Consider the following 26,030-nt stretch of genomic DNA (forward strand, 5'->3'; position numbering starts at 1 on the left):
GCGCCCTCTGGAAAGCGGGGACACGGTCCCCCGCCGAAGGTGAAAACCCCGCGCGAGGGGTGAAGCTCTCAGGCGCCGATGACAGAGGGGGAGGCACCGACGACGCCGGTGCGCCGATGGGACGATGATGATGCGCGTCCCGACGCGCGCCCCCGCGATGAAGGAGCCCACCCATGTCCAGGAAGACGCCGCTCTACGAGGTCCATGCCGACCTCGGCGCCACGCTCGTCGACTTCGCGGGCTACCAGATGCCGCTGCGCTACCAGAGCGAGACCGCCGAGCACCGCGCCGTCCGCACCGGGGCCGGGCTGTTCGACCTGTCCCACATGGGAGAGATCTTCGTGTCCGGGCCGGGGGCGGGCGCCGCGCTCGACCACGCGCTGGTGGGGAACCTGTCCCCCATGGCGGTCGGCAGGGCCCGCTACACGATGATCTGCGCGCACGACGGGGGCGTGCTGGACGACCTGATCGTCTACCGGCTCGCGGCCGAGACGTTCATGGTGGTCGCCAACGCCGCCAACGTCGACACCGTCCGCGAGGAGCTGACCGGGCGGGCCGCCGGTTTCGAGGCCGCCGTCGACGACCGCTCCGCCTCCTACGGCCTGGTCGCGCTGCAGGGCCCCCGCTCCCAGGACATCCTTTCCGGATACACCGAGGCCCCGCTGGCCGACCTGCGTTACTACGCCGTCATGGCGGGGGAGGTCGCCGGGGTGGACGCGCTCATCGCCCGCACGGGCTACACCGGCGAGGACGGCTTCGAGCTGTTCGTCTCGTCCGGCGACGCCGTGGCGCTGTGGCGGGCGCTCGCCGCCGCCGAGGGCGTGGTGCCCGCCGGGCTGTCGGCGCGCGACACCCTCCGCCTGGAGGCGGGCATGCCGCTGTACGGCAACGAGCTGACCACCGAGACCACCCCCTACGAGGCCGGGCTCGGCCGCGTGGTCAAGCTCGACAAGAAGGCCGACTTCGTCGGCAGGTCCGCCCTGGCGGCGCAGGCCCAGACCCCGCCAGGCCGTAGGCTCGTGGGGCTGGTCGCGCGCGGCCGCCGGGCCCCCCGCAAGGGGTACCCGGTCGTCGGCTCCGACGGCACGCCGTGCGGCGTCGTGACCAGCGGCGCTCCGTCGCCCACACTGGGCAGGCCGATCGCCATGGCGTACGTCGACAGCGGCGTCGCGGAGAGCGGGCTCGCCGTGGACGTCCGCGGCCGGCACGAGCCGGTCGACGTCGTCCCCCTGCCGTTCTACAAGCGATCCTGAAACACCTGGGAGAAACGAACGTGAGCGTTCCGGAACAGCTCCGCTACAGCGAGGAGCACGAGTGGGTGTCCGGCCTCGACAACGAGGACGGCATCGTCACCGTCGGCATCACCCAGCACGCCGCCGACGCCCTGGGCGAGATCGTCTTCATCGAGCTGCAGCCCGGCGAGGGCGACACCGTCGAGGCCGGGGAGCCCTGCGGGGAGGTGGAGTCGACCAAGTCGGTCAGCGACATCTACTCGCCGGTCAGCGGCGAGATCACCGCGATCAACGCCACGGTGGTCGACGAGCCGAAGGTCATCAACGACGACCCGTACGGCGAGGGCTGGATCTTCAAGGTGCGGCTCAGCGAGGAGCCGGGCGACCTGCTGGACGCCACCGCCTACGGCAAGCTGATCGAGGAGGGCTGACCCGTGTCCCTCAACGAGTCCCTGGCGGCCGTCGACCCGCAGGTGGCCGAGGCCGTCGCCGCCGAGCTGCGCCGCCAGCAGGGCACGCTGGAAATGATCGCCTCGGAGAACTTCGCGCCCGTCGCCGTGCTGGAGGCGCAGGGCTCGGTGCTGACCAACAAGTACGCCGAGGGCTACCCGGGGCGGCGCTACTACGGCGGCTGCGAGCACGTCGACGTCACCGAGCAGCTGGCGATCGACCGGGCCAAGGAGCTGTTCGGCGCCGAGCACGCCAACGTCCAGCCGCACTCGGGCGCGCAGGCCAACACGGCGGTCTACTTCGCCATGCTCCAGCCCGGCGACACCATCCTCGGCCTGGACCTGGCGCACGGCGGGCACCTGACCCACGGCATGCGCCTGAACTACTCCGGCAAGATGCTCAACGTGGTCGCCTACCACGTGCGGCCCGAGGACGGCCGCGTCGACATGGAGGAGGTCGCCCGGCTGGCCGCCGAGCACCGCCCCAAGATGATCGTGGCGGGCTGGTCGGCGTACCCGCGCCAGCTCGACTTCGCCGCGTTCCGCGAGATCGCCGACTCCGTCGGGGCCCTGCTCATGGTGGACATGGCGCACTTCGCGGGCCTGGTCGCGGCCGGGCTGCACCCCTCGCCCGTCCCGTACGCGGACATCGTCACCACCACCACGCACAAGACCCTCGGGGGTCCGCGCGGCGGGCTGATCCTGGCCCGCGAGGAGTACGGCAAGAAGATCAACTCGGCGGTGTTCCCGGGCATGCAGGGCGGCCCGCTGGAGCACGTGATCGCCGCCAAGGCGGTCGCGCTGAAGATCGCCGCGTCGGCGGAGTTCCGCGACCGGCAGGCCCGCACCCTGGAGGGCGCCCGCATCCTGGCCGAGCGGCTGCTGGCCGAGGACGCGGCCAAGGCCGGGGTGAAGGTGCTGACCGGCGGCACCGACGTCCACCTGGTCCTGGTCGACCTGGTCGACTCCGAGCTGACCGGCCGGGACGCCGAGGACCGGCTGCACGACATCGGCATCACCGTCAACCGCAACGCCGTGCCCAACGACCCGCGTCCGCCGATGGTCACCTCGGGCCTGCGGATCGGCACCCCCGCCCTGGCCACCCGCGGCTTCACCGCCGAGGACTTCGCCGAGGTCGCCGACGTGATCGCCGAGGCCCTGCAGCCGTCCTGCGACCAGGCGGCCCTGGCGGCCCGCGTGCGGGCGCTCGCCGACAAGCACCCCCTGTATCCGACCCTCTAGTGCCTCCCGTGACCGGGGCGACCCCCCGGTCACGGAGGGAGCGTGCGATGGCCATCAGTGTCTTCGACCTTTTCAAGATCGGAATCGGACCGTCCAGCTCGCACACGGGCGGGCCGATGGCAGCCGCACACCGCTTCGCCCGCGGCCTGGCCCGTGACGGCCTGCTCGAGAAGACCGCGTCCGTCCGGGCGGTCCTGTACGGGTCGCTCGGCCTGACCGGCAAGGGCCACGGCAGCGACAAGGCCGTGATCCTCGGCCTGGAAGGCGACAAACCCGAGCTCGTCGACGTCGACACCGTGGACGAACGCCTGGCCGCCATCCGGGCGAACAAGGCGCTGCGGTTGTTCGGCTCCCACGACGTCCCGTTCGTCGTCGGCGAGCACCTGGTCTTCGAACGCAAGCAGACGCTGCCCGGCCACCCCAACGGGATGCTCTTCACCGCGTTCGACGACTCCGGCGGCGAGCTGCGCGCCCGCGTCTACTACTCGGTGGGCGGCGGCTTCGTCGTCGACGAGGAGGCCGCCGGCGCCGACCGCATCAAGCCCGACGACACCGTCCTGCCCTACCCGTTCGCGTCCGCCGCCGAGCTGCTGGCGCTCTGCCGCGACACGGGCCTGTCGATCCCCGCGCTGATGCTGGAGAACGAGAAGGCGTTCGGCCGCACCGAGGACGAGATCCGCTCCGGGCTGCTGGACCTGTGGCGGGTGATGCGCGCGTGCGTCGAACGCGGCTGCACCCGCGAGGGGCTGCTGCCCGGCGGCCTGAAGGTGCGGCGCCGCGCCCCCCACCTGCACCGCCAGCTCCTGGCCGAGAGCCCCGCCGACCCCCTGCACGCGATGGACTGGGTGACCCTCTTCGCGCTGGCCGTGAACGAGGAGAACGCCGCCGGGGGACGCATCGTCACCGCCCCCACCAACGGCGCCGCGGGCATCATCCCCGCCGTCCTGCACTACTACGACCGCTTCGTGCCCCGCGCCGACGACACCGGCGTGGTCCGCTTCCTGCTCACCTCCGGCGCGATCGGCGTGCTGTTCAAGCAGAACGCGTCCATCTCCGGCGCCGAGGTCGGCTGCCAGGGCGAGGTCGGCTCGGCCTGCTCGATGGCCGCCGCGGGCCTCGCCGAGGTGCTCGGCGGCACCCCCGAGCAGGTGGAGAACGCCGCCGAGATCGGCATCGAGCACAACCTGGGCTTGACCTGCGACCCCATCGGCGGCCTGGTGCAGATCCCCTGCATCGAGCGCAACGCCGTCGGCGCCACCAAGGCCATCAGCGCCGCCCGCATCTCCCTGCGCGGCGACGGCCGCCACTTCGTCTCCCTCGACAAGGCCATCAAGACGATGCGCGACACCGGCCGCGACATGCTCGACAAGTACAAGGAGACGAGCCGCGGCGGCCTCGCCGTCAACGTGATCGAGTGCTGACCGCCAGACGAAATGGCCTTGCGTAATCAATCGATGACGCAGCGCCACGATAACGCGATACCATCCTGGTATGACAACGAGTTATGCTGCGGACATGACCACTCGCAGCGTCCGCATCCCCGACGACATCGACGAGCGGCTGGTCGCTCTCGCCAAGTCCGACCACACCTCCGTGAACTCGATTCTCGTTCAGGCAGCCGAAGAGTTGCTGGCGCGCCGCGCGCAGGAGGCCGCCATCTCCGCTGCCACCGAGGAAGTGTTCGCGCGACGCGAAGGACTGTTCCGACGGCTGGCCGACACATGATCTATCCGACCGTCGAACAGGTGATCGCGATCAACGCGCGACATCTCGGAGGTCAGCCCGCCGTGCGGGACGTCGGCCTGGTGCAGAGCGCCGTCGCCCGCCCCCAGACGATCGCCTTCGGCGTCGAGGCGTACCCAGAGGTGGAGGAGAAGGCGGCGGCCCTCCTCCACTCCATCGTCTGCAACCATCCGTTCGTCGACGGCAACAAGCGAACGGCGTGGGCGACCATGGAGATCATGCTCGTCGCCAGCGGGTATGCCTCGGCGCTGAACGAGGACGAGGCGTTCGATCTGGTGGTCCGGATCGCGACGTCGTGTTCGGAGATCGAGGTGAAGGAGATCGCCGAGGCGCTGCGCGTCGTCTCCGCGTGAGGAGTTCCGCCGGAGTCGTGTCGTCCGTCCGCCTGGAGGGTGGTGGACGGGCGGGTCAGGTGCGGGCGCCGCGGCCGGTGGGCGTCGCGCCGTCTCTGACCGGGCGGCCGCAGCAGGCGCACACCACCTGGGGCCGCAGGCGCTCGCCGCAGACGTGGGTCCACCGGACGGGCGGGTCGTCGGGGTTGAGGTGCCGGTCGCCCCAGCTCATGAGCACGGCCAGCACGTCGCTCAGTTCCCAGCCCGCCTCGGTGAGGTGGTACTCGTACCGGGCCGGACGCTCGCTGTACAGCTCGCGCCGGACGATTCCGGCGGTCTCCAGCTTGCGCAGCCGCGCGGTGAGGATGTCGCGCGGGGCGCCGGTGTTGCGGGCGATTCCGTCGAACCGGCGCACCCCGTAGACCAGTTCGCGGATGACCAGCAGGCTCCAGCGTTCGCCGACGATCTGCAGGGCGTCGGCGATGGAGCACTCGCGCGGGTCGGCGTCTTTCGGCATGGACCCCACAATACGTTGGTTGGATTTTCCGACGCGCCCGCTCGTCGTGCGCCCCGGAGAGGGCCGGGGGTCGCCCGGCCCCCGGCGGACGGTGGTCAGAGGCGTTCGATGACGGTGGCGTTGGCCATGCCGCCGGCCTCGCACATGGTCTGGAGGCCGAAGCGGGCGCCGCGGTCCTCCAGGGCGTGCAGGAGGGTGGTCATGATGCGCGCGCCGCTGGCGCCCAGCGGATGGCCGATGGCGATCGCGCCGCCGCGCACGTTGACCCTGTCGGAGGCGACGCCGGTCTCGCGCCGCCACGCCAGCACCACCGAGGAGAACGCCTCGTTGACCTCGAACAGATCGATGTCGTCAGGGGTCAGGCCGGAGCGCTTCAGCACCTTCTCGGTGGCGGGGATGATCGCGGTGAGCATCAGCAGGGGGTCGTCCCCGGCCACCGCGAAGCCGTGGAAGCGGGCCCGCGGCCGCAGCCCGAGCCGCCGGGCGGCGTCGCCGCTCATGATCAGCAGCGCGGCCGCGCCGTCGTTGAGCGGGGAGGCGTTGCCCGCGGTGATCTGCCAGCCGATCTCGGGGAACCGCTCCTCGTAGACGGGGTCGTAGTAGGCGGGCTTGAGCCCGGCCAGCGCCTCCATCGAGGTGGTGGGCCGGACGGTCTCGTCGCGCTGCCCGCTCCAGGCGACCTCGCGGTCGAACTCGCCGTTCTCCCAGGCGGCGTGCGCGCGCATGTGCGACTCGTAGGCGAACGCGTCCAGCTCCTCGCGGGAGAGCTTCCAGCGGGCGGCGATCCGCTCGGCGGCGATGCCCTGCCCGATGAGCCCGCCGGGGTAGCGCTCGGGGAGGAGGGCGCCGAAGGGGTTGCTGCCGGGCAGCACGCTGGACCCCATCGGGACGCGCGACATCGACTCCAGCCCGCAGGCGATCGCGACGTCGTACGCGCCGCTGATCACTCCCTGCGCGGCGAAGTGCGCGGCCTGCTGGGAGGACCCGCACTGCCGGTCGACGGTGGTCGCCGGGACGCTCTCGGGGAACCCGGCGGCGAGCACGGCCGACCGGGTGACGTTCACCGCCTGGTCGCCCACCTGGGTGACCACGCCGCCCACCACGTCGTCGACCTCGGCCGGATCGATCCCCGCCCGCTCCACCAGGGTCCTGAGGGTACGGGCCAGCAGGTCGACCGGGTACTCCGAGTGCAGCCGCCCGCCCGGCTTGCCCTTGCCGACCGGCGTGCGCACCGCCTCCACGATCACCGCGTCTCGCATCTGGATCTCCTTCGATGAGTCGGACCCCACCGGGCCGAATCCCGTTCTGAATCCCACTCTCGGCTGGTTAGTTGGAAAAAACAACCCACTCGCCGGGTGGCCGGGATCACATCCGGCGGGCGCCGCGCGGGCTCAGGCTCGGCGGGCGCGGGGCAGCGTCAGGCAGGCCAGGGCGGCGGCCGCGGCGGCGAGCACGGTGCCCAGCCAGCCGGCGTCGAACGAGATCGCGCCCGGGTCCCCCGCGCCCAGCAGCGCCACGAGCATCGCGACGCCGAGGACGGTGCCGACCTGCCGGGCCATGGTGACCACCGCCGAGCCGGTGGAGAAGCTGCGCGGCGGCACCGCGGACACCGCCGCGCCGATCAGCGTCGGCAGGGTCAGCCCGACGCCCACTCCGGTCAGCAGCATCCCGGGCAGCATGCCGGCGGCGTAGCCGTCCTCCATCCGCCACATCCACCAGCCGATCCCGGCCGCGAAGAGGACACAGCCGAGGAACGACAGCGGCCCGGCGCCCACGCGGCGGGCCAGCGGTGCCGCGCCCACCGCCAGTCCGGGCACCATCAGCGGACCGGGAGAGATCGCCAGCCCCGTGCGCAGCGCCGACCAGTGCCAGACCTGCTGGCACCACAGCACCGCCGACAGCAGCATCGCGGCGAACGCCACCGCGAACAGGATGTTGGCGACCGTGGCCGGGCCGAACGCGGGCAGCCTCAGCAGCCCGGGCGGGACCACCGGCGACGGGTGCCGCGCCGACCGCCACGCGCACAGCGCGAGCAGCACGGCACCGGCCGCCAGTGAGCCCGGCACCCGCGCCGACGTCCAGCCCCAGTCGTCGCTCTTGACCACGCCGAGGGCGAGCGCGGCGACGCCGGCGGTCAGCAGCGCCGCACCCGGCAGGTCCGGTCGCGCCCCGTCCGCGCGGGCGGGCGGACGGGGCAGCAGCCGCGCGCCCGCCGCCAGCGCCGCCAGCCCGATCGGCACGTTCACCAGGAAGACCCAGCGCCAGTCGAACTGGGTGAGCAGCCCGCCCGCGACGGGACCGAGCGCCGCCGCCAGCCCGCTGACGGCGGTCCAGCCGCGCACCGCCGGCAGCCGCCGCTCCGGCGGGGTCGCGGCCAGCAGGAGCCCCAGCGAGGAGGGAATGAGCAACGCCGCCCCGGCGGCCTGGACGACGCGCGCGGCCATCAGCGACCACACGCCCGGCGAGACGGCACAGGCCACCGACGCGGCCGTGAACACGGCCAGGCCGAGCAGGTAGGCGCGGCGGGGCCCGGTCCGGTCGGCGAATCCGCCGGCCGGGACCATGAGCGCGGCGAACACCACCGCGTACGCGTTGAGCACCCAGGACAGCTCGGACAGCGACGCCCCCGCGTACCGCTCCCCGATCCGCGGCAGGGCCACGTTGACGATGAACAGGTCCAGGTTGGACATCGCCACACCGGTGGCGACGACGGCGAAGACGGCCCCCGGCCGGGCCCCGCGCACCGCCCCGTCCGCTGCGGCGTCCCCGGCCCGGATGGTCGGACTGCTCACGGCGTTCCTCCGAGATCACGTTCGGCGTCATCGAGTTGGAAAACCCAACTCACTGGCCCCGAACGTAGCGCCGTGAGTTGGAGAACACAACCGTCCAGTCCGCCGAAGGGCCGGTGGCCCCTCAGTCGGCGCCACCGGCCCGCGCGTGTGCGGCCGCTACAGCTTGGGCTCGAACATCGCCCTGATCTTCTTCGCCGCGTCGTTCCGTTTGGCCTTGTCCGGGGTCCGGCGCACCTGTCCCTTGCGCCGGGCGTCATCCGGACGGACGTCGTCGCGGCGGGCGTCGTCGCGGCGGGTCTCGCCGCCGGCGCGCCGGTCCCGTCCCGTGCCCTTGCCCCCGGCCCGGCCGCCCGCCCGCGCGGCGCCCGTGCGATCGGTGTTGTCGTGCAGGTCCCCCACAGCGCATCCCCCCGTTGCCGTTCGGTCCTGGTCGGACAGCGGGTTACGTACCCGGACCTGCGAAGATCTACTCCGCCGCGCCGGCCCGGTAGAAGCGCACCTCGGGCCTGCCGACCTGCCCGTAGTGCGGCCGGCGCCGCACCACGCCCTGGTCGGCCAGGTACTCCAGGTAGCGGCGCGCGGTCACCCGGGACACGCCGGTGAGGGTGGCCGCGGACGCGGCGGACAGCCCCTCGTCCGCCCCGGCCAGCGCCTCGGTGATCGCCTGGAGGGTCTCCTCGCTCATGCCCTTGGGCAGCGAGCCGCGGTCGGGGGTGCGCAGGGTGGCGAGCATCGCGTCCACGTCGGCCTGGCCCGTCACCTCCCCGGAGCGCGCCGCGCGCTGCCGGAACCGCGCGTACCGCTCCAGCTTGTCGCGCAGCGCCGCGAACGTGAACGGCTTGAGCAGGTACTGCACCACCCCGGCGGACACCGCCGAGCGCACCGCGGCCAGGTCGCGGGCGGACGTCACCGCGATCACGTCGACCGTGCTGCCCGCGGCCCGCAGCGCCCGGCAGACCTTCAGCCCGTGGGTGTCGGGCAGGTAGAAGTCCAGCAGCACCAGGTCGACGGGCGTGCGCTCGCAGAACCGCAGCGCATCCGCCCCCGAGTGGACGACCCCGGCGACGGCGAACCCGGGCACGCGTTCGACGTACGTCCGGTGCGCCTCGGCGGCGACCGGATCGTCCTCCACCACCAGCACCCGGATCACGGCGTCCTCCTCGCACGCAGCGGCAGTCGGACCGTGAAGACCGCGCCGACGTCGCGCGTGACCTCGATGGTGCCGCCGTACCGCCGCACGGCCCGGCCGACCAGCGCGAGCCCGAGGCCGTGCCCCACCGGGCCCTCGGCGGGCTTGGTTGTCCAGCCGCGCCGGAACATGGCGGGCACGCGCTCGGGGTCCACGCCCGGACCGTTGTCGGCCACCCGCAGTACCAGCTCTCCCCCGTCCGTCCGGGCGGTGACCACCACCCGGGGCGGCTCCCGGTGGGAGGCCGCGCCCTCGATCGCGGCGTCGACCGCGTTGTCCATCAGGTTTCCGAGGATAGTGACCAGGTCACGGGGGTCGATCCCGGCCTGGTCGACCACCGTGTCGCCGAGCGCGGACTCGTCGGTGAGGACGAGCTCGACGCCCCGTTCGGCGGCGTCGGCGCCCTTGCCGAGCAGCAGCGCGGCCAGCACGGGCTCGCCGACGGCGTCCACCACCCGGTCGGTGAGCCGCTGTGCGGTCTCCAGCTCGGCGGTGGCGAACTGGACGGCCTGCTCACTGCGGCCCAGCTCGACCAGCGACACGACGGTGTGCAGGCGGTTGGCGGCCTCGTGCGCCTGGGCGCGCAGCGCCTCGGCGAACCCGCGCACGGCGCCCAGCTCGCCGGTGAGCGTCTGCAGCTCGGTGTGGTCACGCAGGGTGGCGGCGGTGCCCATGGCGCGGCCCCGTGACCGCACCGGGACGGTGTTGACGACCAGCACCCGGGTGTCGGCGACGTGGATCTCGTCGGACCGGGGTTCGGGCGACACCAGCGCGGCGGTCAGCTCGTCGGGCAGGCCGAGGTCGGCGGCCCGGCGGCCGCGCGGGTCGCCGGACAGGTCGAGCAGCTCGCGGGCGGCGTCGTTGCACAGCACGACGCGGCCGTCCCGGTCGAGCAGGACCAGGCCCTCGCGCACCGCGTGCAGGATCGACTCGTAGTAGTCGAACATGGCGCGCAGGTCGGCGGGCGCCGCGCCCCGGGTCTGCCGGCGCAGCCGCGCGCTGACCAGGCCGCTGCCGGCGATCCCGACCGCCAGCACGGCCAGCACGACGAGGGCCAGCGTGACCAGCCGCTCGCGCAGCTCGGCGGAGATCGCGTGGACGGTGATGCCGACCGCCACCAGCGCCGCCACCCGGTGCTCCTCGTCGAAGACGGGCACGACGGCGCGCACGGACGGCCCCAGCGTGCCGGTGTAGGTCTCGGTGAACGGCCGCCCGGCCAGGGCGGGGCCGATGTTGCCGACGAAGGGACGGCCGATCTGCTCCGGGTTCGGGTGCGAGTAGCGGATCCGGTTCCGGTTCATGATCGTGATGAAGTCGACGCCGGTGTCGACGCGGACCCGTTCGGCCAGCGGCTGCAGCGTGCGGCTGGGGTCGCGCTCGGCCAGCGCCTCGCGCACGCCCGGGGAGTCGGCGAGCGTGGTGGCCACGACGGTGACCGTCTCGCGGGCGCGGTCGTCGGCGGCGCGCGCCGCGTCCAGGTACGCCAGCGCGGCGCCGACCACCACCAGCAGGGCGACCACGGCCGCCTGCAGCGCCAGCAGCTGCCCGGCCAGGCTCCACCGCCGGCTCGCTCCCGGGATCGGCGGCCTCATCGCGGCGCCCCGTTCATCGCGACACCCTCATCGCGCTGCCTTCATGACGAGCACATCACCTGCATGTGAACGAAATGTACAAAAACGTGACGACTATCACACGAACCCGGATAGTCGCTGTTCGAACGCGCCGGCATGCCCGGCGCACCCCCATCCACCCCCCGGACCCGCGACGGTCCGCGAGACCCCGAGGAGGCGACCGTGTCCGCTACGCCGACAACCGGCGGCACCGGCACCGCCCCGGCCCGGCGGCGCCGGGACCCGGTGCACTACCTCTACCTGGCCGTCATCGGCGCCGTGGTGGCCGGCATCGCGGTGGGCCTGGTCGCACCGGACGTGGCGACCGAACTCAAGCCGCTCGGCACCGGGTTCGTCAACCTGATCAAGATGATGATCTCGCCGATCATCTTCTGCACGATCGTGCTGGGCATCGGCTCGGTCGCCAAGGCCGCCAAGGTCGGCAAGGTCGGGCTGATCGCCCTCGGCTACTTCCTGGTCATGTCGACGTTCGCGCTGGGCATCGGCCTGGCGGTCGGCAACTTCCTGCACCCGGGCGAGGGCATGCACCTGGACCCGGGCTCGGCCGCCAAGGCGCACGAGTCGGCCGAGGGCGGCGAGGGCACCGTCGACTTCCTGCTCGGCATCATCCCCACCTCGCTGCTGTCGGCGCTGACCGAGGGCCAGGTGCTGCAGACCCTGCTGGTGGCGCTGCTGGCCGGGTTCGCGCTGCAGAAGATGGGCCCGGCGGGCGCGCCGATCCTGCGCGGCATCGAGCACGTCCAGCGGCTGGTGTTCCGCATCCTGGCGATGATCATGTGGGCGGCGCCGGTCGGCGCGTTCGGCGCGATCGCCGCGGTGGTCGGCGAGACCGGCTGGTCCGCGCTGCGCAGCCTCGCGGTGATCATGCTCGGGTTCTACATCACCTGTGCGCTGTTCGTGGTGGTCGTGCTCGGCACCGTGCTGTGGGCGGTGGCCCGGATCAACCTGTTCCAGCTGCTGCGCTACCTGGCCCGCGAGTTCCTGCTGATCCTGTCGACCTCCTCCTCGGAGTCGGCGCTGCCGCGGCTGATCGCCAAGATGGAGCACCTGGGCGTCAGCCGGCCGGTGGTCGGCATCACCGTGCCGACCGGCTACTCGTTCAACCTGGACGGCACCGCCATCTACCTGACCATGGCGACCCTGTTCATCGCCGCGGCGCAGGACGACCCGCTGTCGCTGGGCGCCCAGCTGTCCCTGCTGGTCTTCATGATCATCGCGTCCAAGGGCGCGGCCGGGGTCAGCGGCGCCGGACTGGCCACGCTGGCGGGCGGCCTGCAGTCGCACCGGCCCGAGCTGGTGGACGGCGTCGGCTTCATCGTCGGCATCGACCGGTTCATGTCCGAGGCGCGGGCGCTGACCAACTTCGCCGGCAACGCCGTCGCCACCGTGGTCATCGGGTCCTGGACGGGCGAGCTGGACTCGGCCCGGGCGCGCCGCGTGCTGGCGGGCGAGGACCCGTTCAACGAGGCGACGCTCCTGGACGACCACGCCGCAGCAGCCGAGCCGGCGACATCGTCCGAGCCGTCCGGGCGATCCGCACCCGAACCGTCCGGTGCGTCCGGGACGGCCGCCGCCACGGCGTCCGCGGCCCCCAGCGGCGCGGCGCCCGGGTCGGGACCGGACGGCGACTCGGCCTCCCGGACCGCCGCAGCCGGAAGTCGATGACCGCCTCCAGTCCCCCCATCGCCGTCACGGCGCGGTACCGGGCCACCGGCCCCGCGACCAGCGCGGCGTAGATCGCGGCCGGGGACGCGTCCTCGGCGCAGGTGACGGTCATCAGCAGGCGCGGCCGGGCCGCGCTGCCGGTGAGCCGCATCCGCACCTCCGCGACGCCGGGCACCCGCCCGGCGTCGCGGAGCAGTTCCTCCCCCGCCCGCCGGGCCTGCGCGCGTGCGTGGCCGCGCAGCGCGGGACGCCACCGGCGCAGCGACGCCCGCCCCTCCCGGATCAGCCAGGCCAGCCCGACCAGCGCCAGGAACTCGGCGACGCTGGCCAGGACGGGCCAGAACCAGGCGTTGCGCGCCGCGTACCGGATCACCGCCGGGTCGAGCACCGGCCGCAGCTGCCACGCCGCGCCGAACGCGCCGAGGCCGGCGCACAGCGCGAGCGCTCCGCACATCAGCAGCACCGTGCCGGTCAGGGCCGTGGCGACTCGCATCGGTCAGTCCCTCCGCCACGTCGTCAGGGCGCTGACGCGCCGTTCCTCCAGCAGGTCGAGCTCGGCCAGCCGGTCGAGCACCGCCCGGCGCACCCGCGAATCGAACATGGCGGGATTGCAGTAGTGCGTGGTCGTCCGCACGACGACCCGGGGCCGCACCCGCCTGCCCCGCACCCCCACCCGCGCGCGCGTGATGCCGGGCACGCGCGCGGCCGTGTCGACCAGCACGCGTCGTACGTCCGAGCGGCTCATCCCGGCCGCCGACCACGGGGTGACGCCGCGCATCGGCAGCGTCCGGCCCCTGCGGGGCACCGCCGAGACCACCATGGCCAGCCCGAGCGCGGTCAGCGCGGCCGCCGTGGCCAGCGCGGGCGTCTCCTCCCAGGTGACGCGCCGCAGCACGGAGGCCATCCGGTCGACCGGCAGCAGGTGCGCCCCGCCCGAGGCCATGGCCCAGATCGCCTCGATCGCCGTCACCGCCCCGGCGGCCGTGACCACGGCCGCCGCGGCCAGCGCCGCCAGCGCGCACTGCGGCCGGAACGCCCGCCGGGTCAGCCACTGCGCGGCCTCCGGTGCGCGCGTCCGTTCCGTCACCTGTGTGACCAGTGTCGTTTCGCCCATCGCCACCCCCGTCGACAAGTGGGCATGCGTAACCACGCCACTACCCACAGTGACGGATCATTACTCCCGGGCGCACGCCGGAACGGCCGGGGGCGTCGGCGGACGGCGCTCAGCGGAAGACGACGGTGCGGTCCCCGTTCAGCAGCACGCGGTGCTCGGCGTGCCAGCGCACGGCGCGGGCCAGCGCCAGGCACTCCATGTCGCGGCCGACCGCCATCAGGTCCTCGGGACGGTGCGTGTGGTCGACGCGGGCGACCTCCTGCTCGATGATCGGGCCCTCGTCCAGGTCGGGGGTCACGTAGTGCGCGGTGGCGCCGATCAGCTTGACGCCGCGCGCGTGCGCCTGGTGGTAGGGCCGGGCGCCCTTGAAGCTCGGCAGGAACGAGTGGTGGATGTTGATCATTCGCCCGGGCAGCTTGGCGCAGAAGTCGTCGGACAGGATCTGCATGTATCGGGCGAGCACCACCAGGTCGGCGCGGTAGTGCTCGACGAGGGTGAGCACCTCGGCCTCCTGCGCCGCCTTGCCGCCCGCCGTGACCGGCAGGTGGTGGTAGTCGATCCCGTACGACTGGGTGAGCGGCCGCAGGTCGGGATGGTTGGACACCACGGCCACGATGTCGATGTCCAGCAGGCCGGACCGCTGCCGGTACAGCAGGTCGTTGAGGCAGTGCCCGCCCTTGGAGACCATGATGAGCACGCGGGTGCGCTCGGCCGCGTCGTGCAGCCGCCAGTCCAGGCCCAGCTCGGGCCCCAGGGACGCGAACGCGCCCCGCAGCTCGTCGGGATCGGTGTCGGGCAGCGCGACGAACTGCACCCGCATGAAGAACGTGCCGGAGTCGCGGTCGCCGAACTGCTGGCTCTCCACGATGTTGCAGCCGCGCTCGGCCAGCAGCCCGGAGACGGCCGCCACGATGCCGGGACGGTCGGGGCAGGAGAGCGTCAGCACGTATTCGCTTGCGCTGGAGCTGGTCACGATGTCACTTCGCCGCTTTCGGAGACGGTGGAACGATCACGCTGGGTGAGACTTACGAGCTTACTGGCGGGCTCGCCGCCGTTCCCGGGCGCCGTACCGCCGAGAGGGGATTTTCCATGACCGAGACGCCGTCCGACCGTCCCGCCGTGCGGGTCATCTGCGTCGACTCCGGTGGGCGCGTCCTGCTGCTGCACTGGCACGACCCGGTGTCCGGCCGGGTCTTCTGGGAGCCGCCCGGCGGCGGCATCGACCCCGGGGAGACGCCCCTGGACGCGGCGCGCCGCGAACTGCGCGAGGAGACGGGCCTGCCCGGCGAGGCGATCCGGGACGTGTGCGTCCGGGTGGACCGCGACTTCCACTGGCTGGGCCGCCACTACGTCAAGGTCGAGCCGTTCTACCTGGCGCGTTTCGGCGGCTCGCCGGCGGTGCGTCCGGGCGGGTTCACGCCCGAGGAGAACGAGACCTACCTGGGCCACGCCTGGCTCACCCGCGAGGAGATCACCGCCCTCCCGAACATCGACCCGCCCCACCTGCTGACCGCCGTCGCCCCGCTGCTGACGGCGGAGGGCTGACGCGCCGATTGCCCGCTTCAGAGCTCGGCATGTGGCGAGGGCCGGGCCGCCTTCACCCGCCACGTCCGGCTCCTCAACCAGATCGCCGGCGCGGCTCCCCCGGCCGGCCACGAAGGATGATCCGGGCGCCGGGCGTTGTTGACCACGACCATGGGAGCGGCGTTGGGGCGCGTCCGGTGGTCGGTGCTCGACCGGTCCCGGACGCGGCGCGGGGAGAGCCATCAACGGGCGCTGCGGGAGACGGTGGAGTTCGCGCGGCAGGCCGAGGCGCTGGGGTTCCACCGCTTCTGGGTGGCCGAGCACCACGGCGTGCCGGGGGTGGCGGGCTCGGCGCCGACGGTGCTGGCGGCGGCCGTCGCGGCGGCGACCTCGCGGATCCGCGTGGGCACCGGCGGGGTGATGCTGCCCAACCATCAGCCGCTGGTGGTCGCCGAGCAGTTCGGCGTGCTGGAGTCGCTGTACCCGGGGCGGATCGACATGGGCCTGGGACGCTCGGTCGGGTTCACGGGGGGCGTGCGGCGCGCGCTCGGGCACGGCAAGGAGGACGCCGACGAGTTCTCCGAGCAGCTCGGCGAGCTGCTCGGCTACTTCACCGGCGACCAGCCGAAGCATCCCGGGGTGCACGCGTGGCCCGCCGAGGGGCTGGGGGTCCCCGCGTTCGTCCTGGCGACGGGCGCGGGAGCCGACGTGGCGGCGCGGTTCGGGCTGCCGCTGGTGATCGCGGCCGTCCGGGGCGAGCGCCGCATGCTCGACGCGATCGGCCGTTACCGCGACGGCTTCCGTCCGACCGTGTGGGGCGACGAGCCGTACGTGGTGATCTCCGGGACCGTCGTCATCGCCGACACCACCGAGCAGGCCCGGCGGCTGCTGGTGCCGGAGGCGTGGTCGATGGCCTACTCCCGGATGCGCGGAGAGTTCCCCCCGCTGATGCCGCCGCACGACGTCCCGGCCCCGGAGTCGATGAGCGAGCGGGAGCGCAGGCTGTTCGACGAGGCGATGCAGGGCCACGTCCACGGCACCGAGGACGAGGTCGCCGACGCCCTGGACGGTCTGCTCGCGCGTACGGGGGCAGACGAGTTCCTCGTGCACACCAGCACCTACGACCGCGCGGCCCGGCTTGACTCGCACCGGCGCCTGGCGCGTCTGGCCGGGCTGGCCGCCGAGCCGGTTGTCGTGCGAGGGTGAGCTGCGGAGACGCGCTTTGTTAACCGAGCGGTAGTTTCGGTGTGCGGCGGAGGGTTAGATTCGCACGCATGCGGCGACTTCTCGTCCTCCTCCTGACGGTCATGGTGGTGCTCGCCGGATGCACGGACGGCGGCGGCGACAGTGGCGGTGGCGACGGCCCCGGCAAGCGGAAGGGCCCGGGTGCGGACGAGAAGCGGCCCGCGACGGTGGACGGCATCCCCACCTCCGCCGGCACGCACAAGCAGAAACTCGACGTGGGCACGTTCGGGCACCGCGAGTACCTGCTGCACGTCCCGCCGAAGATGGCGAACGGACGGTGGCGCGACGGCAGGCCGGCCAAGCCCATGCCGCTCGTGGTGGCGCTGCACGGGGGCCTGGCCACCATGGACAAGATGCGCACGCTGTCCGGGTTCGACGAACTGGCCGACGACAAGGGCTTCCTGGTCGCGTATCCCGACGGCTTCATGACCACCTGGAACGCCGGCGACTGCTGCGGGCCCGCCAAGATCGGCAAGATCGACGACGTCGGGTTCCTCACCAGGCTCATCGACCGGCTGACCGGCGCGGGCCTGGCCGACGCCGGGCGCGTGTACGTCACCGGCTTCTCCAACGGCGCGGGCATGGCGTACCGCATGGCCTGCGAGAAGCCCGGCAAGGTCGCCGCGATCGGGGTGGTCGAGGGCGCGCTGGTGACCGAGTGCGATCCGGACCGCCCGGTCGCCGCGATGATCTTCCACGGGACGGCCGACCGCAACGTCCCGTTCGACGGCGGCGGACGCCGCGACGTCAACGACGACCGCCCCTACCCGCCCGTCTCGTACGCGGTCGACGTCTGGCGCGACGCCGGGAACCTGCCGCGGCTGCGGCCCAAGGTCATCAGCGTCGGCGCGATCGAGTGCGACTCCACCGGCAGGGGCGCGCGGGGCGCGGAGGTCACCCTGTGCCGGGTGCGGGGCGGCACGCACGAGTGGCCGTCCCGCGCGAGCACCATGCTCTGGGACTTCTTCGCCGAGCACTCCCGCGCCTGACGCCCGGCCGCACCCCGCGCCCACCCCGGGCGCTCCGCCGGATATGAACTGTTTTCATATTCGCCGGAACCTGTGGCAGGGTGTGCCCATGAACCTCCGGGAGCGCTACGACGCGGCCACCGCCGCCCTCGACGCCCCGTTCGCGGTCGTGGACCTGGCCGCGTTCCGGGCCAACGCCGCCGACCTCGTCCGGCGCGCCGCCGGCAAGCCGATCCGCGTCGCCAGCAAGTCCGTGCGGTGCCGGGCGCTGCTGGAGGAGGCCCTCGCCATGGACGGCTTCGCCGGCGTCATGGCGTTCACCCTTCCCGAGGCCCTCTGGCTGGCCGAACGGCGCGTCAGCGACGACATCCTCGTCGCCTACCCCACCACGGACCGCACCGCCCTCACCGCGCTCGCCCGCGACGAGCACGCCGCCCGCACCGTCACCCTCATGGTCGACTGCGACGACCATCTCGACCTCATCGAACGCTGCGCCGAAGGCCGCCCCGTCCGCGTCTGCGTCGACGTCGACGCCTCCTACCGCGCCCTGCACGGACGGCTGCGCGTCGGCGCACGCCGCTCCCCGCTGCACGCCCCCGCCCAGGTGCGCGCCTTCGCCGAACGCATCCTCAAACGGCCCGGCCTGCGACTCGTCGGGCTCATGGCCTACGAAGGGCAGATCGCCGGCGTCGGCGACCTGCCGCCCGGCCGGCCCGTACGCGCCCGCGCCATCCAGGTCATGCAGCGCCGCTCCCGTCTGGAACTCGCCCGCCGCCGCGCCGCCATCGTCACCGCCGTCCGCGAACTGACCGACCTGGAGTTCGTCAACGGCGGCGGCACCGGCAGCGTCGAGAAGACCGCCGCCGAACGCGCCGTCACCGAGGTCGCCGCCGGATCGGGTCTCTACCAGCCGCACCTGTTCGACTACTACTCCAACTTCCGCGGCCGCCCCGCCGCCCTGTTCGCGCTGCCGGTCGTCCGGCGCCCCGCCCCCGGCGTGGTGACCTGCCTGGGCGGCGGCTACCTGGCGTCCGGCCCCGGCGACCCGATCCGCCTCCCCCAGCCCTACCTGCCCACCGGCCTGTCCTACGACCCGGAGGAGGGCGCCGGAGAGGTCCAGACGCCGCTGCTCGGCGAGACCGCCGACCGGCTGGCGATCGGCGACCGCGTCTGGTTCCGGCACACCAAGGCCGGCGAACTGTGCGAACGCTTCGCCGAACTCCACCTCATCGACGGCGACCGCCTGGTGCGGACCGTCCCCACCTACCGGGGCGAGGGCCGCACGTTCCTGTGAGGCCCCTTTCCCCGGCCGCGCGCCGGTGAAAGGGCGGGCCGGCGTCGTACATTGTGGGCATGAGCGACGCCCCAGTGATCAGCGTCCGCGGCGAGGTCGTGCTGGAGGCCCAGCCCGAACTGGCCCTGCTGTCGGTGCACGTCCAGAGCCAGGAGGACGAGCGCCGCACCGCCCTGGACCGCCTCGTCGAACGCAACCAGCACGCCCTCGACCTGATCAGGTCGTACGGCGCTGCGGTCGAACGGGTCGAGACGGGCGGCCTGGCCATCTCGCCGGTGCTGCGGCAGCGGCGCCGCGAGGGCGAGATCCGCGCCTACCAGGGCACCGCCTGGATCAAGGTCACCGTCGTGGACTTCACCGTGCTCGGCGAGCTGGTCACCCGGCTCGGCGACATGGAGCGCACCTTCGTCCACGGCCCCCAGTGGGACCTGCGCCGCGACAGCGAGGTCTACGCGCGGGCCGCCCGCCAGGCCGCGCAGGAGGCCGTCGCCCGCGCCCGCAGCTACGCCGAGGCGCTCGGCGCCCGCCTCACCGGCCTGGTCGAGCTCGCCGACTCCGGCCTGATCAGGGACAACGTCCGGGCCGCGACGCCCATGATGGCGGCGCCCATGGCCGCCGAGACCTACGGCGCCGTCCCGCCGTCCGAACCCGAGCCGATCGTCCTGGAACCCGAGACCCAGCTCGTGCGCTCCTCCGTCGAGGCCCGCTTCACCGTGACCGCTCCCGACCTGGACGGATAGGAGCGCGTGACGGGACGACGGGGTCCCGCGCAGGCATGCCACCGAAACGGGGGGATGAGATGACCGTGACCGACCCGGGGCCGCCGCCCGGCACGCCCCCCGAGCCCTCCCTGCGGGACCCGTGCGCCGAACGCGGCCCCGCCGGCGACATCCTGCACGCCGGGGACGTGCCGCACCACGGCCTGGACGTCTTCCTGACCGGCCGGGTCTTCATGGACATGATCTTCACCGGGCTGCCCGGCCTGCCCCCGCCCGGCACCGAACTGGTCACCGACGGCCTCGGCTCGGCCCCCGGCGGCGTCGCCAACCTCGCCGTCGCCATGAGCCGCCTGGGCCTGCGCACCGGCCTGGCCAGCGCGTTCGGCGACGACATGTTCGGGGCCTACCTGTGGCGCGCCCTGTCCGAGCAGGAGGGCGTCGACCTGCGCTGGTCCCGCGAGATCACCGGCTGGCCCACGCCGGTCACGGTGTCGCTGGCCTACGACTCCGACCGCAGCATGGTCACCTACGCCCGTCCCGCCCCGGCCGGGGACACCGACCTGGTCACCGACCCGCCCGCCGCCGCGACCTGCTTCGTCGACATCGACCGCCCCGTCCCCGGCTGGGCCCTGGAACTGCGCCGCGCGGGCACCCGCGTCTTCGCCGACGTCGCCTGGGACCCCACCGAGACCTGGTCCACCGACGTCCTCGACCGTCTCCGCCACGTCGACGTCTTCCTGCCCAACGCCGTGGAGGCCATGGCCTACACCCGTACCCGCACCCCCGAGGATGCCCTGCACGCCCTCGCCGACCGCGTCCCCGTCGTGGTCGTCAAGCAGGGCGCCGCCGGCGCCATCGCGATCGACTCGTCCACCGGCGAACACGCCCACGCCGACGCCCTGCCGGTCGAGGCCCTCGACCCCACCGGCGCGGGCGACGTGTTCGCCGCCGGGTTCGTCTTCGGCACCCTCGCCGGCTGGCCACTCGGCCACCGGCTGTCGTTCGCCAACCTGTGCGCGGGCCTGTCCGTCCGCCACCACAGCGGCTCGCTGGGCGCCCCCTGCTGGGGCGAGATCGCCGCCTTCGGCGACACCGGCGAAGTACCGCCCGAGGTGCTCGAACGGTACGCCTTCATCGTCCCCTACATCCCCGAGGCCGAACTCGAACGCGGCCCCGACTGGGTCACCCGCGCCGAACCGACCCTCCGCTGACCGGCGGCCCTTCACTGCCGGGCAGGGAAAAGGCGCCGGCCGCGGGAGCGGACCGGCGCCTGTTCGAGGGGATCGTTCAGCGTCGCCTGCGGCGCCAGACGACCAGGGCGGTGATCGTCACCGCCACGCCGACGCCGATCAGCAGGGCCCGGCGGTCGCCGCCCGCGCGCTCCCCCGGCTCCCGGCCGTCGGCCGGGGTCAGCATGGTGCGGGCGACCTTGGCGACCTGCCCGGCCTCCTCCTTGATCCGCTCGGCGCCGCGCTGGGCGACGTTGCGGGGACTGACCCGGTCGGCCAGCGCGTCGATGGTGCGGGCGAGCTCCTGGCGGGTGCGCTCGATCTCCCGCTCCAGCGCCTCCGGGTCGCGGGCCCTGTCAGCCATGCCGTTTCCTATCGTCGTTCGTGGTCTTCGAGATCGTCCCGCCCGTTCGAGGACCGGATCCGGGCATCGTGTCACGGGCGTCGGCAGCGCATGATCCGAACAGTCTGTCAGGTCTTCCCGCCGAACGCCCGCCTCACCCCAGCCGGTACGGTGGAGGCGTCCATTCGAGCAGGAAAGGCGGATGTGGTGTCCGATCGGCTGCAGCCCGGCGACGTCGCCCCCGAGTTCGAGCTTCCCGACGCCGACGGCAACCCGGTGTCCCTGGCGTCGCTGCGCGGCAGGCGGGTGATCCTCTACTTCTACCCGGCGGCCATGACCCCCGGCTGCACCAAGGAGTCGGTCGACTTCCAGTCCAGCCTCGCCGACTTCGAGGCCGCGGGCGCCACCGTCATCGGGGTCTCCCCCGACGAGCCGCCCAAGCTCGCCAAGTTCCGCGAGAAGGAGGGGCTGACCTTCCCGCTGCTGTCCGACCCCGACGCCGACGTGCTGCGCGCGTACGGGGCCTACGGCGAGAAGAAGCTCTACGGCCGCGTCGTCGTCGGCGTGATCCGCTCCACCTTCATCATCGACCCCGACGGCAAGATCGAGCAGGCCTACTACAACGTGAAGGCCACCGGCCACGTCGACCGCCTCCGCCGCGACCTCGATCTGTGAGCTCCGGCTCCGAGGGCCTCGGCGCGCCCGGCCGCCGAGGGCCCTCGGGCGAGGGCGCCCGCGCGAGGCGGCGAGCACGCGCATTCGACTGGTGCGGGCGGGGGGACTCGAACCCCCACGGTGTCACCACCAACAGGACCTAAACCTGCCGCGTATGCCGGATTTCGCCACGCCCGCCGGAATGTCGCGAGGAAACTTCGATCAGCTTAGCGCCCGGACGGGTGGGTGACGCATCCGGTTTACCGGCATTCCCGGCCACCTGAGGCCGCCGCCATCGCGAAAACGGCGGGGGCGGGCGGCTTACTCTGGGGCATGGCGCCGTTTCAGGTGGATCATGCCGCTCCCCGTCGGCATGATCCCGCTTTCGCGGGCGGGAACGCCGGCCTCGATCGGCGGGGCCCGTCATGAGCGAGCCGGGCGGCGGGTGGTTCGCCGAGCGCGCCGTGGGCGAGTTGCGGCCGGGGGATCATGGGTGGCTCGCCTACCGCACGCCCGAGGAACGCGAGCACGTCATCGGTGACTTCGTGCACGACGGGTTGCGCAACACCGAGGAGAAGGTCGTGTACGTCACCGACGCGCCGCCCGAGCGGCTGCCGGGCGTGCGGCGGCTGGCCGGTGTGGACCTGCTCGACCGGGTGCGCCGCCGGCAACTGCGCGTGCTGTCGCGGGAGCTGACCTGCCTGGACCGGGCCGGGCGGTTCGATCCGCCGCGCATGCTGGACGCGGTGGCGCGCGAGGTGGAGTCGGCGTTCGGGCAGGAGTTCCGGGCCGTGCGCGTCACCACCGACTTCAGCTGGCTGCTGGCCGCGCCCGGACCCGCCGGCCTGACGCGGATGCTCAGCTGTGAGCACCTGGTCGACCAGGCCGTCTCGCCCAGCACCACCACCATGGCGATCTGCCAGGTGCGCCGCGGGGCCCGTCCGCGGGACGAGCTGACGGCGCTGCGCGACGCGCACGAAGTGCTGGTGGCGGCCAATCCGGAGTACGACGACGGCGTCCTGAGGATCGTGCGCACGTTCGAGCCGCACGGGCTTCGGGTGGAGGGCGAGCTGGACGCGGCGCGGCACACGGTGTTCGCCGACCGGCTCGCGCGGGTCACGGCCACGCGGCGGCGGACGCACCTGGACCTGTCCGGGCTGCGCTTCATCGACGTGGCCGGGCTGGCCCTGCTGGCGCGGCACGCCGCGGGCCTGCCCGGCGGGCGCGGCCTGGTGCTGGACGACGTGCCGGCCGGCGTGGCGGAGCTGATCGACATGGTCGGCTGGCGCCGGCTGCCCGGGCTGCTGCGGGGCCGGCGCCGTCCCGTCCCGGCGCGGGAGAACTGACCTCATGGCGTTGGAGCACCGGGCGCTCCTCTACCGCGGCCTGGAGGAGTTCCTGCGGGTCGCCGTGCCGTTCCTGCGCGACGGGGTGCGGGCGGGGGACGCGGTGGTGGCGGTGGTCCGCGAGCCCGGGCTGGGCGCGCTGCGTGACAGCCTGTCCGGTTTCGAGGGGCTCGTACGGTTCTACGACTCCGAGGAGTTCTACCGGCATCCCGTGCGGACGCTCAAGCAGTACCAGCAGCTGGTCAACGCGATGGCGCCGCGCCGCGTCCGGGCCCTGGCCGAGCCGGTGTGGCAGGGGCGGGACGCCCGGGAGACGGTGGAGTGGGCGCGGTACGAGTCGCTGATCAACGTGGTGTTCGGCGGTGTCGACGCGCTGGCGTTGTGCCCGTACGACCGGGCGGCGCTGCCCGGCGCGGTCCTCGACCACGCCCGGCGTACGCATCCGCTGCTGCTGGACGGCGGTGTGACGGTCCGCAACCGCCGCTACACGGATCCGGTGGACTTCGGGGACGAATGCGACCGCACCCGCCGCGTCGGCCGTCCCGCCGACGCCGATTACCTGCCGATCCGGTCGAACGACCTGTATCCGCTGCGCGCCTTCGTCGGCGAGCGGGCGGTGCGGCACGGGCTGTACGGCGGTTCGGCGCGGAACCTGGTGACGGCGGCGAACGAGGTCGCCGCCAACGCGCTGGCGTACGGCTGCCCGCCGGTCGGGCTGTGGCTGTGGCGGGACGGCCGGAACGTGGTGTGCGAGGTGGGTGACCACGGCCTGTGGCGTCCGCGGCCGGATTCGCTGACGGGGTTCGTTCCGCCCGGCTCGGCGCTGGAGCGCGGTTTCGGGCTGTGGACGGTCCGGTTGCTGGTGGACCTGATGGAGTTGCGCACCGGCTGGGACGGCACGTTCGTGCGCCTCTACGTCGCCTGAGACGTCTTGTGAGGCGTCACGTGAGGCGTCATTCGAGGGCGGCGACGAAGCGTTCGGCCTCGCCGCGGCTCATGCCGGTCTCGGCGCGGACGAGGGCGATGGCCGCCTCGACGTCGGCGTTGGCCTTGAACTCCCGGACCCGGTCGGAGAGGGTGGCGGCGCCGATGACGGGCCGGGGCGGGACGCGTCCGTCCTTGAGGGCGTCGACGAAGTCCTTGGCCTCCTTGAGTCCCAGGCCGGTGTCCATGCGCACCTCCTTGATCGCCTGGATCACCCGGCCCTGCCCGATCAGTTCGAGCGCGCGGTCGCGGGTGGCGGCGGGGACCCCGACGACGGGCGGGACGGAATCGGGGGCGGGGGCGGGCACGCCGACGACGGCGGAGGACGGTTTGACGTAGGCCGTCTCGTGCCGGCGCCGGCGCCGTCGCTCCGCGCTCCGGGCCACCGCGATCATCAGCAGGCCCAGGATCAGCACGACGACGGCGCCGAGCATGATCATCTCGGTCGTGGACATTGCGTCACTTTAACGCGACCCCGTGGGCGGCCGTGGCGTCTCCGGCACCGCCGTCGCCTGCGGTCGTTCGGGCGCCACCGGGCGCCTGGTCGACGGCTGCGCGGTCGGCTCCGGCCGCCGCGGTGGCGCCGAGGGGCCGGGGGGCGTCGGCGGGGACGGCGGTGTGGTGCGGGAACGCTCCGCCGACCTCGACACCGGCGGTCGTGACGGAGCCCGGGGCGGCGACGGCACGGGCGTGGGTGTCGTGGTGGCCGCGGGCGAGGGCGGCGCGGCGGGCCGTGGCGGCGGCGTCGGCTGCGGGGATCGCCACAGCAGGATCGCCGCGGCGAGGACGACGGCGGCCGTGGCGGCGGCCGCGACGACGGGCAGCGCCCAGCGCCGGACGCCGACGCCGTCCCGCAGCGGGTTCCGCGCCCACGCGCCGGCGCCTCGCGTCCGCGTGCCGTCGGCCCCGGGCCGGGCGACGGCGCGGTACCGGCGCACGAGCGCCGGGTCGGCGTCGATCTCCTCGGCGGCCCGGCGGTAGTGGTCGCGCAGCAGGGCTTCGAGCTCATCGTCCATGCGCCCCGTCCCCTTCCGCCGCGGGCCGCGGCTCCTCGGCCGTCATGTGCTCGCGCAGGGCCGCCATGGCGCGCGCGGCGTGGCTCTTGACCGTTCCCCGGGAGATCCCGAGGGTCTCGGCGATCTCCTGTTCGCTCAGATCGCACCAGTAGCGCAGCACCAGGACGGCGCGCTGCTTGGGCGGCAGGGCGCGCAGCGCCTCGTCCAGTTCGCCGTCCGCCCCGCCGGGCACCCCGCCGGGCGGTCCGGCGGGCGCGGTCCCGGCCAGCCGTTCCACCTCGGTGACGGAGCCGACCGGCAGGTCGCGGCGGCGCTTTCGCTCGTCGATGGCCAGGTTGACGATGATCTTCCGGGCGTACGCCTCGGGGTTGCCCGACGCCAGCCGCCGCCACCGCCGCGCGACCCGCTCATAGGCCAGTTGCACCAGGTCCTCGGCGACGTGCCGGTCGTAGACGAGGAAGACGGCGGTGCGCAGCAGGGAGCCCGCGGAGGCGGTCACGAACTCCTCGAACGTCGTGACGTCGCCGCCGCGGACCTCCTGGGTGCTCAACGCGGACACGTACGGGCCGCGCCTAGCGCCGCGACTGCGGCGGGCAGGGCGCAGGAACCGGCCGCTCCGGCGGGGCCGTCGGCTTGGCGGCCGGCGGCGCGGGGCGTGCCGTGGACGGCCGGGGCTCGGGCGTCCTGGCCGTGTCCCGCGTGGACGGACGCGCCGGAGCCGGCGGGCGGGGCGCCGGGCTGGCCGACGGCGGCCGGGGCGGTGTCGACGGCCGCGCCGACGCGCAGGGGCGCGGAGGCGTGG

At 73.6% G+C, this 26,030-nt stretch carries 29 protein-coding genes, 1 tRNA gene and 1 riboswitch; of the genes, 16 read left to right on the forward strand and 14 right to left on the reverse strand.

Annotated features, from left to right (window positions below):
• Positions 1 to 3: 3 nt before the first annotated feature.
• Positions 4 to 89, forward strand: a riboswitch (glycine riboswitch).
• Positions 90 to 173: 84 nt separating this feature from the next.
• The 6 genes from gcvT to ABD811_RS21585 all read left to right on the forward strand — a co-directional run bounded on the left by gcvT (position 174) and on the right by ABD811_RS21585 (position 5,019).
• Complete coding sequence (gcvT, locus tag ABD811_RS21560; RefSeq protein ID WP_344950511.1) at positions 174 to 1,253, forward strand: glycine cleavage system aminomethyltransferase GcvT; 1,080 nt, start codon at positions 174 to 176, stop codon at positions 1,251 to 1,253.
• Positions 1,254 to 1,273: 20 nt separating this feature from the next.
• The gene (gcvH, locus tag ABD811_RS21565) at positions 1,274 to 1,663 is read left to right on the forward strand and encodes a glycine cleavage system protein GcvH (RefSeq protein WP_344950514.1); all 390 of its coding nucleotides are present in this window, start codon (positions 1,274 to 1,276) and stop codon (positions 1,661 to 1,663) included.
• Between the two features lie 3 nt (positions 1,664 to 1,666).
• Positions 1,667 to 2,923, forward strand: coding sequence for a serine hydroxymethyltransferase (locus tag ABD811_RS21570; protein WP_344950517.1), 1,257 nt, complete (start codon positions 1,667 to 1,669; stop codon positions 2,921 to 2,923).
• 47 nt (positions 2,924 to 2,970) lie between these two features.
• The gene (locus ABD811_RS21575; RefSeq protein WP_344950520.1) at positions 2,971 to 4,344 is read left to right on the forward strand and encodes an L-serine ammonia-lyase; all 1,374 of its coding nucleotides are present in this window, start codon (positions 2,971 to 2,973) and stop codon (positions 4,342 to 4,344) included.
• Between the two features lie 94 nt (positions 4,345 to 4,438).
• Complete coding sequence (locus tag ABD811_RS21580; protein ID WP_344950522.1) at positions 4,439 to 4,648, forward strand: Arc family DNA-binding protein; 210 nt, start codon at positions 4,439 to 4,441, stop codon at positions 4,646 to 4,648.
• Positions 4,645 to 5,019, forward strand: a complete 375-nt coding sequence (locus ABD811_RS21585; RefSeq protein ID WP_344950525.1) for a type II toxin-antitoxin system death-on-curing family toxin — start codon at positions 4,645 to 4,647, stop codon at positions 5,017 to 5,019. Before ABD811_RS21580 ends, ABD811_RS21585 begins: the two co-directional genes overlap by 4 nt.
• 55 nt (positions 5,020 to 5,074) lie before the next feature.
• On the opposite strand, the gene ABD811_RS21590 is transcribed toward ABD811_RS21585, so the two are convergent.
• The 6 genes from ABD811_RS21590 to ABD811_RS21615 all read right to left on the reverse strand — a co-directional run bounded on the left by ABD811_RS21590 (position 5,075) and on the right by ABD811_RS21615 (position 11,088).
• Positions 5,075 to 5,515: a winged helix-turn-helix transcriptional regulator gene (locus tag ABD811_RS21590; RefSeq protein WP_344950528.1), complete on the reverse strand. Its 441-nt coding sequence runs from the start codon at positions 5,513 to 5,515 to the stop codon at positions 5,075 to 5,077.
• 95 nt (positions 5,516 to 5,610) lie between these two features.
• Positions 5,611 to 6,774, reverse strand: coding sequence for a thiolase family protein (locus ABD811_RS21595; RefSeq protein WP_344950531.1), 1,164 nt, complete (start codon positions 6,772 to 6,774; stop codon positions 5,611 to 5,613).
• Positions 6,775 to 6,906: 132 nt separating this feature from the next.
• Entirely contained in the window at positions 6,907 to 8,307 is a 1,401-nt protein-coding gene (locus ABD811_RS21600; protein WP_344950534.1) for an MFS transporter, read from the reverse strand.
• A gap of 156 nt (positions 8,308 to 8,463) precedes the next feature.
• Positions 8,464 to 8,706, reverse strand: coding sequence for a hypothetical protein (locus ABD811_RS21605; RefSeq protein ID WP_344950537.1), 243 nt, complete (start codon positions 8,704 to 8,706; stop codon positions 8,464 to 8,466).
• A gap of 67 nt (positions 8,707 to 8,773) precedes the next feature.
• Complete coding sequence (locus ABD811_RS21610; protein WP_344950540.1) at positions 8,774 to 9,457, reverse strand: response regulator transcription factor; 684 nt, start codon at positions 9,455 to 9,457, stop codon at positions 8,774 to 8,776.
• Positions 9,454 to 11,088, reverse strand: coding sequence for a sensor histidine kinase (locus tag ABD811_RS21615; protein WP_344950544.1), 1,635 nt, complete (start codon positions 11,086 to 11,088; stop codon positions 9,454 to 9,456). The genes ABD811_RS21610 and ABD811_RS21615 overlap by 4 nt, the downstream gene beginning before the upstream one ends.
• 201 nt (positions 11,089 to 11,289) lie before the next feature.
• Here ABD811_RS21615 and ABD811_RS21620 point away from each other — a divergent pair, with 201 nt between their 5' ends.
• Entirely contained in the window at positions 11,290 to 12,792 is a 1,503-nt protein-coding gene (locus tag ABD811_RS21620; protein ID WP_344950547.1) for a cation:dicarboxylate symporter family transporter, read from the forward strand.
• Between the two features lie 496 nt (positions 12,793 to 13,288).
• Here ABD811_RS21620 and ABD811_RS21625 read toward each other — a convergent pair whose 3' ends face one another.
• Both ABD811_RS21625 and purU read right to left on the reverse strand, forming a co-directional pair.
• Positions 13,289 to 13,879: a DUF6286 domain-containing protein gene (locus ABD811_RS21625; protein WP_344950550.1), complete on the reverse strand. Its 591-nt coding sequence runs from the start codon at positions 13,877 to 13,879 to the stop codon at positions 13,289 to 13,291.
• A 136-nt stretch (positions 13,880 to 14,015) separates the two neighbouring features.
• Positions 14,016 to 14,882 (reverse strand): formyltetrahydrofolate deformylase, encoded by an 867-nt coding sequence (purU, locus tag ABD811_RS21630; RefSeq protein WP_344950594.1) that lies wholly within the window; start codon positions 14,880 to 14,882, stop codon positions 14,016 to 14,018.
• Positions 14,883 to 14,995: 113 nt separating this feature from the next.
• Here purU and ABD811_RS21635 point away from each other — a divergent pair, with 113 nt between their 5' ends.
• The 6 genes from ABD811_RS21635 to ABD811_RS21660 all read left to right on the forward strand — a co-directional run bounded on the left by ABD811_RS21635 (position 14,996) and on the right by ABD811_RS21660 (position 20,867).
• Entirely contained in the window at positions 14,996 to 15,451 is a 456-nt protein-coding gene (locus tag ABD811_RS21635) for an NUDIX hydrolase (protein WP_344950553.1), read from the forward strand.
• A gap of 162 nt (positions 15,452 to 15,613) precedes the next feature.
• Positions 15,614 to 16,636 carry an LLM class flavin-dependent oxidoreductase gene (locus ABD811_RS21640; protein WP_344950556.1) on the forward strand — a complete coding sequence of 341 codons (1,023 nt, stop codon included), beginning with the start codon at positions 15,614 to 15,616 and terminating at the stop codon, positions 16,634 to 16,636.
• A 68-nt stretch (positions 16,637 to 16,704) separates the two neighbouring features.
• On the forward strand, positions 16,705 to 17,664 hold the full coding sequence (locus tag ABD811_RS21645) for a CE1 family esterase (protein WP_344950559.1): 960 nt from the start codon (positions 16,705 to 16,707) through the stop codon (positions 17,662 to 17,664).
• 88 nt (positions 17,665 to 17,752) lie between these two features.
• Positions 17,753 to 18,937, forward strand: a complete 1,185-nt coding sequence (locus ABD811_RS21650) for an amino acid deaminase/aldolase (protein ID WP_344950562.1) — start codon at positions 17,753 to 17,755, stop codon at positions 18,935 to 18,937.
• A 59-nt stretch (positions 18,938 to 18,996) separates the two neighbouring features.
• Positions 18,997 to 19,677: an SIMPL domain-containing protein gene (locus ABD811_RS21655; RefSeq protein WP_344950565.1), complete on the forward strand. Its 681-nt coding sequence runs from the start codon at positions 18,997 to 18,999 to the stop codon at positions 19,675 to 19,677.
• Between the two features lie 65 nt (positions 19,678 to 19,742).
• Positions 19,743 to 20,867, forward strand: coding sequence for a carbohydrate kinase family protein (locus tag ABD811_RS21660; RefSeq protein ID WP_344950567.1), 1,125 nt, complete (start codon positions 19,743 to 19,745; stop codon positions 20,865 to 20,867).
• Between the two features lie 76 nt (positions 20,868 to 20,943).
• Here the strand turns inward: ABD811_RS21660 and ABD811_RS21665 are convergent, their stop codons facing one another.
• Positions 20,944 to 21,249: a DUF3618 domain-containing protein gene (locus ABD811_RS21665; protein ID WP_344950570.1), complete on the reverse strand. Its 306-nt coding sequence runs from the start codon at positions 21,247 to 21,249 to the stop codon at positions 20,944 to 20,946.
• A 186-nt stretch (positions 21,250 to 21,435) separates the two neighbouring features.
• Between ABD811_RS21665 and bcp the strand changes: the two genes are divergently transcribed.
• Positions 21,436 to 21,903 carry a thioredoxin-dependent thiol peroxidase gene (bcp, locus tag ABD811_RS21670; protein WP_344950573.1) on the forward strand — a complete coding sequence of 156 codons (468 nt, stop codon included), beginning with the start codon at positions 21,436 to 21,438 and terminating at the stop codon, positions 21,901 to 21,903.
• A gap of 89 nt (positions 21,904 to 21,992) precedes the next feature.
• On the opposite strand, the gene ABD811_RS21675 is transcribed toward bcp, so the two are convergent.
• Positions 21,993 to 22,080: transfer RNA gene (locus ABD811_RS21675), tRNA-Leu, on the reverse strand.
• Positions 22,081 to 22,307: 227 nt separating this feature from the next.
• On the opposite strand from ABD811_RS21675, the gene ABD811_RS21680 reads away from it, so the two are divergent.
• Both ABD811_RS21680 and ABD811_RS21685 read left to right on the forward strand, forming a co-directional pair.
• Positions 22,308 to 23,228 (forward strand): MEDS domain-containing protein, encoded by a 921-nt coding sequence (locus ABD811_RS21680; protein WP_344950576.1) that lies wholly within the window; start codon positions 22,308 to 22,310, stop codon positions 23,226 to 23,228.
• Positions 23,229 to 23,232: 4 nt separating this feature from the next.
• Complete coding sequence (locus tag ABD811_RS21685) at positions 23,233 to 24,153, forward strand: anti-sigma factor RsbA family regulatory protein (protein ID WP_344950579.1); 921 nt, start codon at positions 23,233 to 23,235, stop codon at positions 24,151 to 24,153.
• Positions 24,154 to 24,181: 28 nt separating this feature from the next.
• Here ABD811_RS21685 and ABD811_RS21690 read toward each other — a convergent pair whose 3' ends face one another.
• The 4 genes from ABD811_RS21690 to ABD811_RS21705 form a co-directional block, all read right to left on the reverse strand.
• Positions 24,182 to 24,667 carry a ribosomal protein L7/L12 gene (locus ABD811_RS21690; RefSeq protein WP_344950582.1) on the reverse strand — a complete coding sequence of 162 codons (486 nt, stop codon included), beginning with the start codon at positions 24,665 to 24,667 and terminating at the stop codon, positions 24,182 to 24,184.
• 9 nt (positions 24,668 to 24,676) lie between these two features.
• Positions 24,677 to 25,228 (reverse strand): hypothetical protein, encoded by a 552-nt coding sequence (locus tag ABD811_RS21695; protein ID WP_344950585.1) that lies wholly within the window; start codon positions 25,226 to 25,228, stop codon positions 24,677 to 24,679.
• Positions 25,218 to 25,778 (reverse strand): RNA polymerase sigma factor, encoded by a 561-nt coding sequence (locus tag ABD811_RS21700; RefSeq protein WP_344950588.1) that lies wholly within the window; start codon positions 25,776 to 25,778, stop codon positions 25,218 to 25,220. Before ABD811_RS21700 ends, ABD811_RS21695 begins: the two co-directional genes overlap by 11 nt.
• On the reverse strand, positions 25,775 to 26,030 hold a 256-nt coding region (locus tag ABD811_RS21705), incomplete at its 5' end, for a hypothetical protein (RefSeq protein WP_344950591.1). The genes ABD811_RS21700 and ABD811_RS21705, both read right to left, overlap by 4 nt.

The sequence above is a fragment of the Actinomadura miaoliensis genome (genome assembly GCF_039536785.1).
Classification (GTDB): Bacteria; Actinomycetota; Actinomycetes; order Streptosporangiales; family Streptosporangiaceae; genus Spirillospora; species Spirillospora miaoliensis.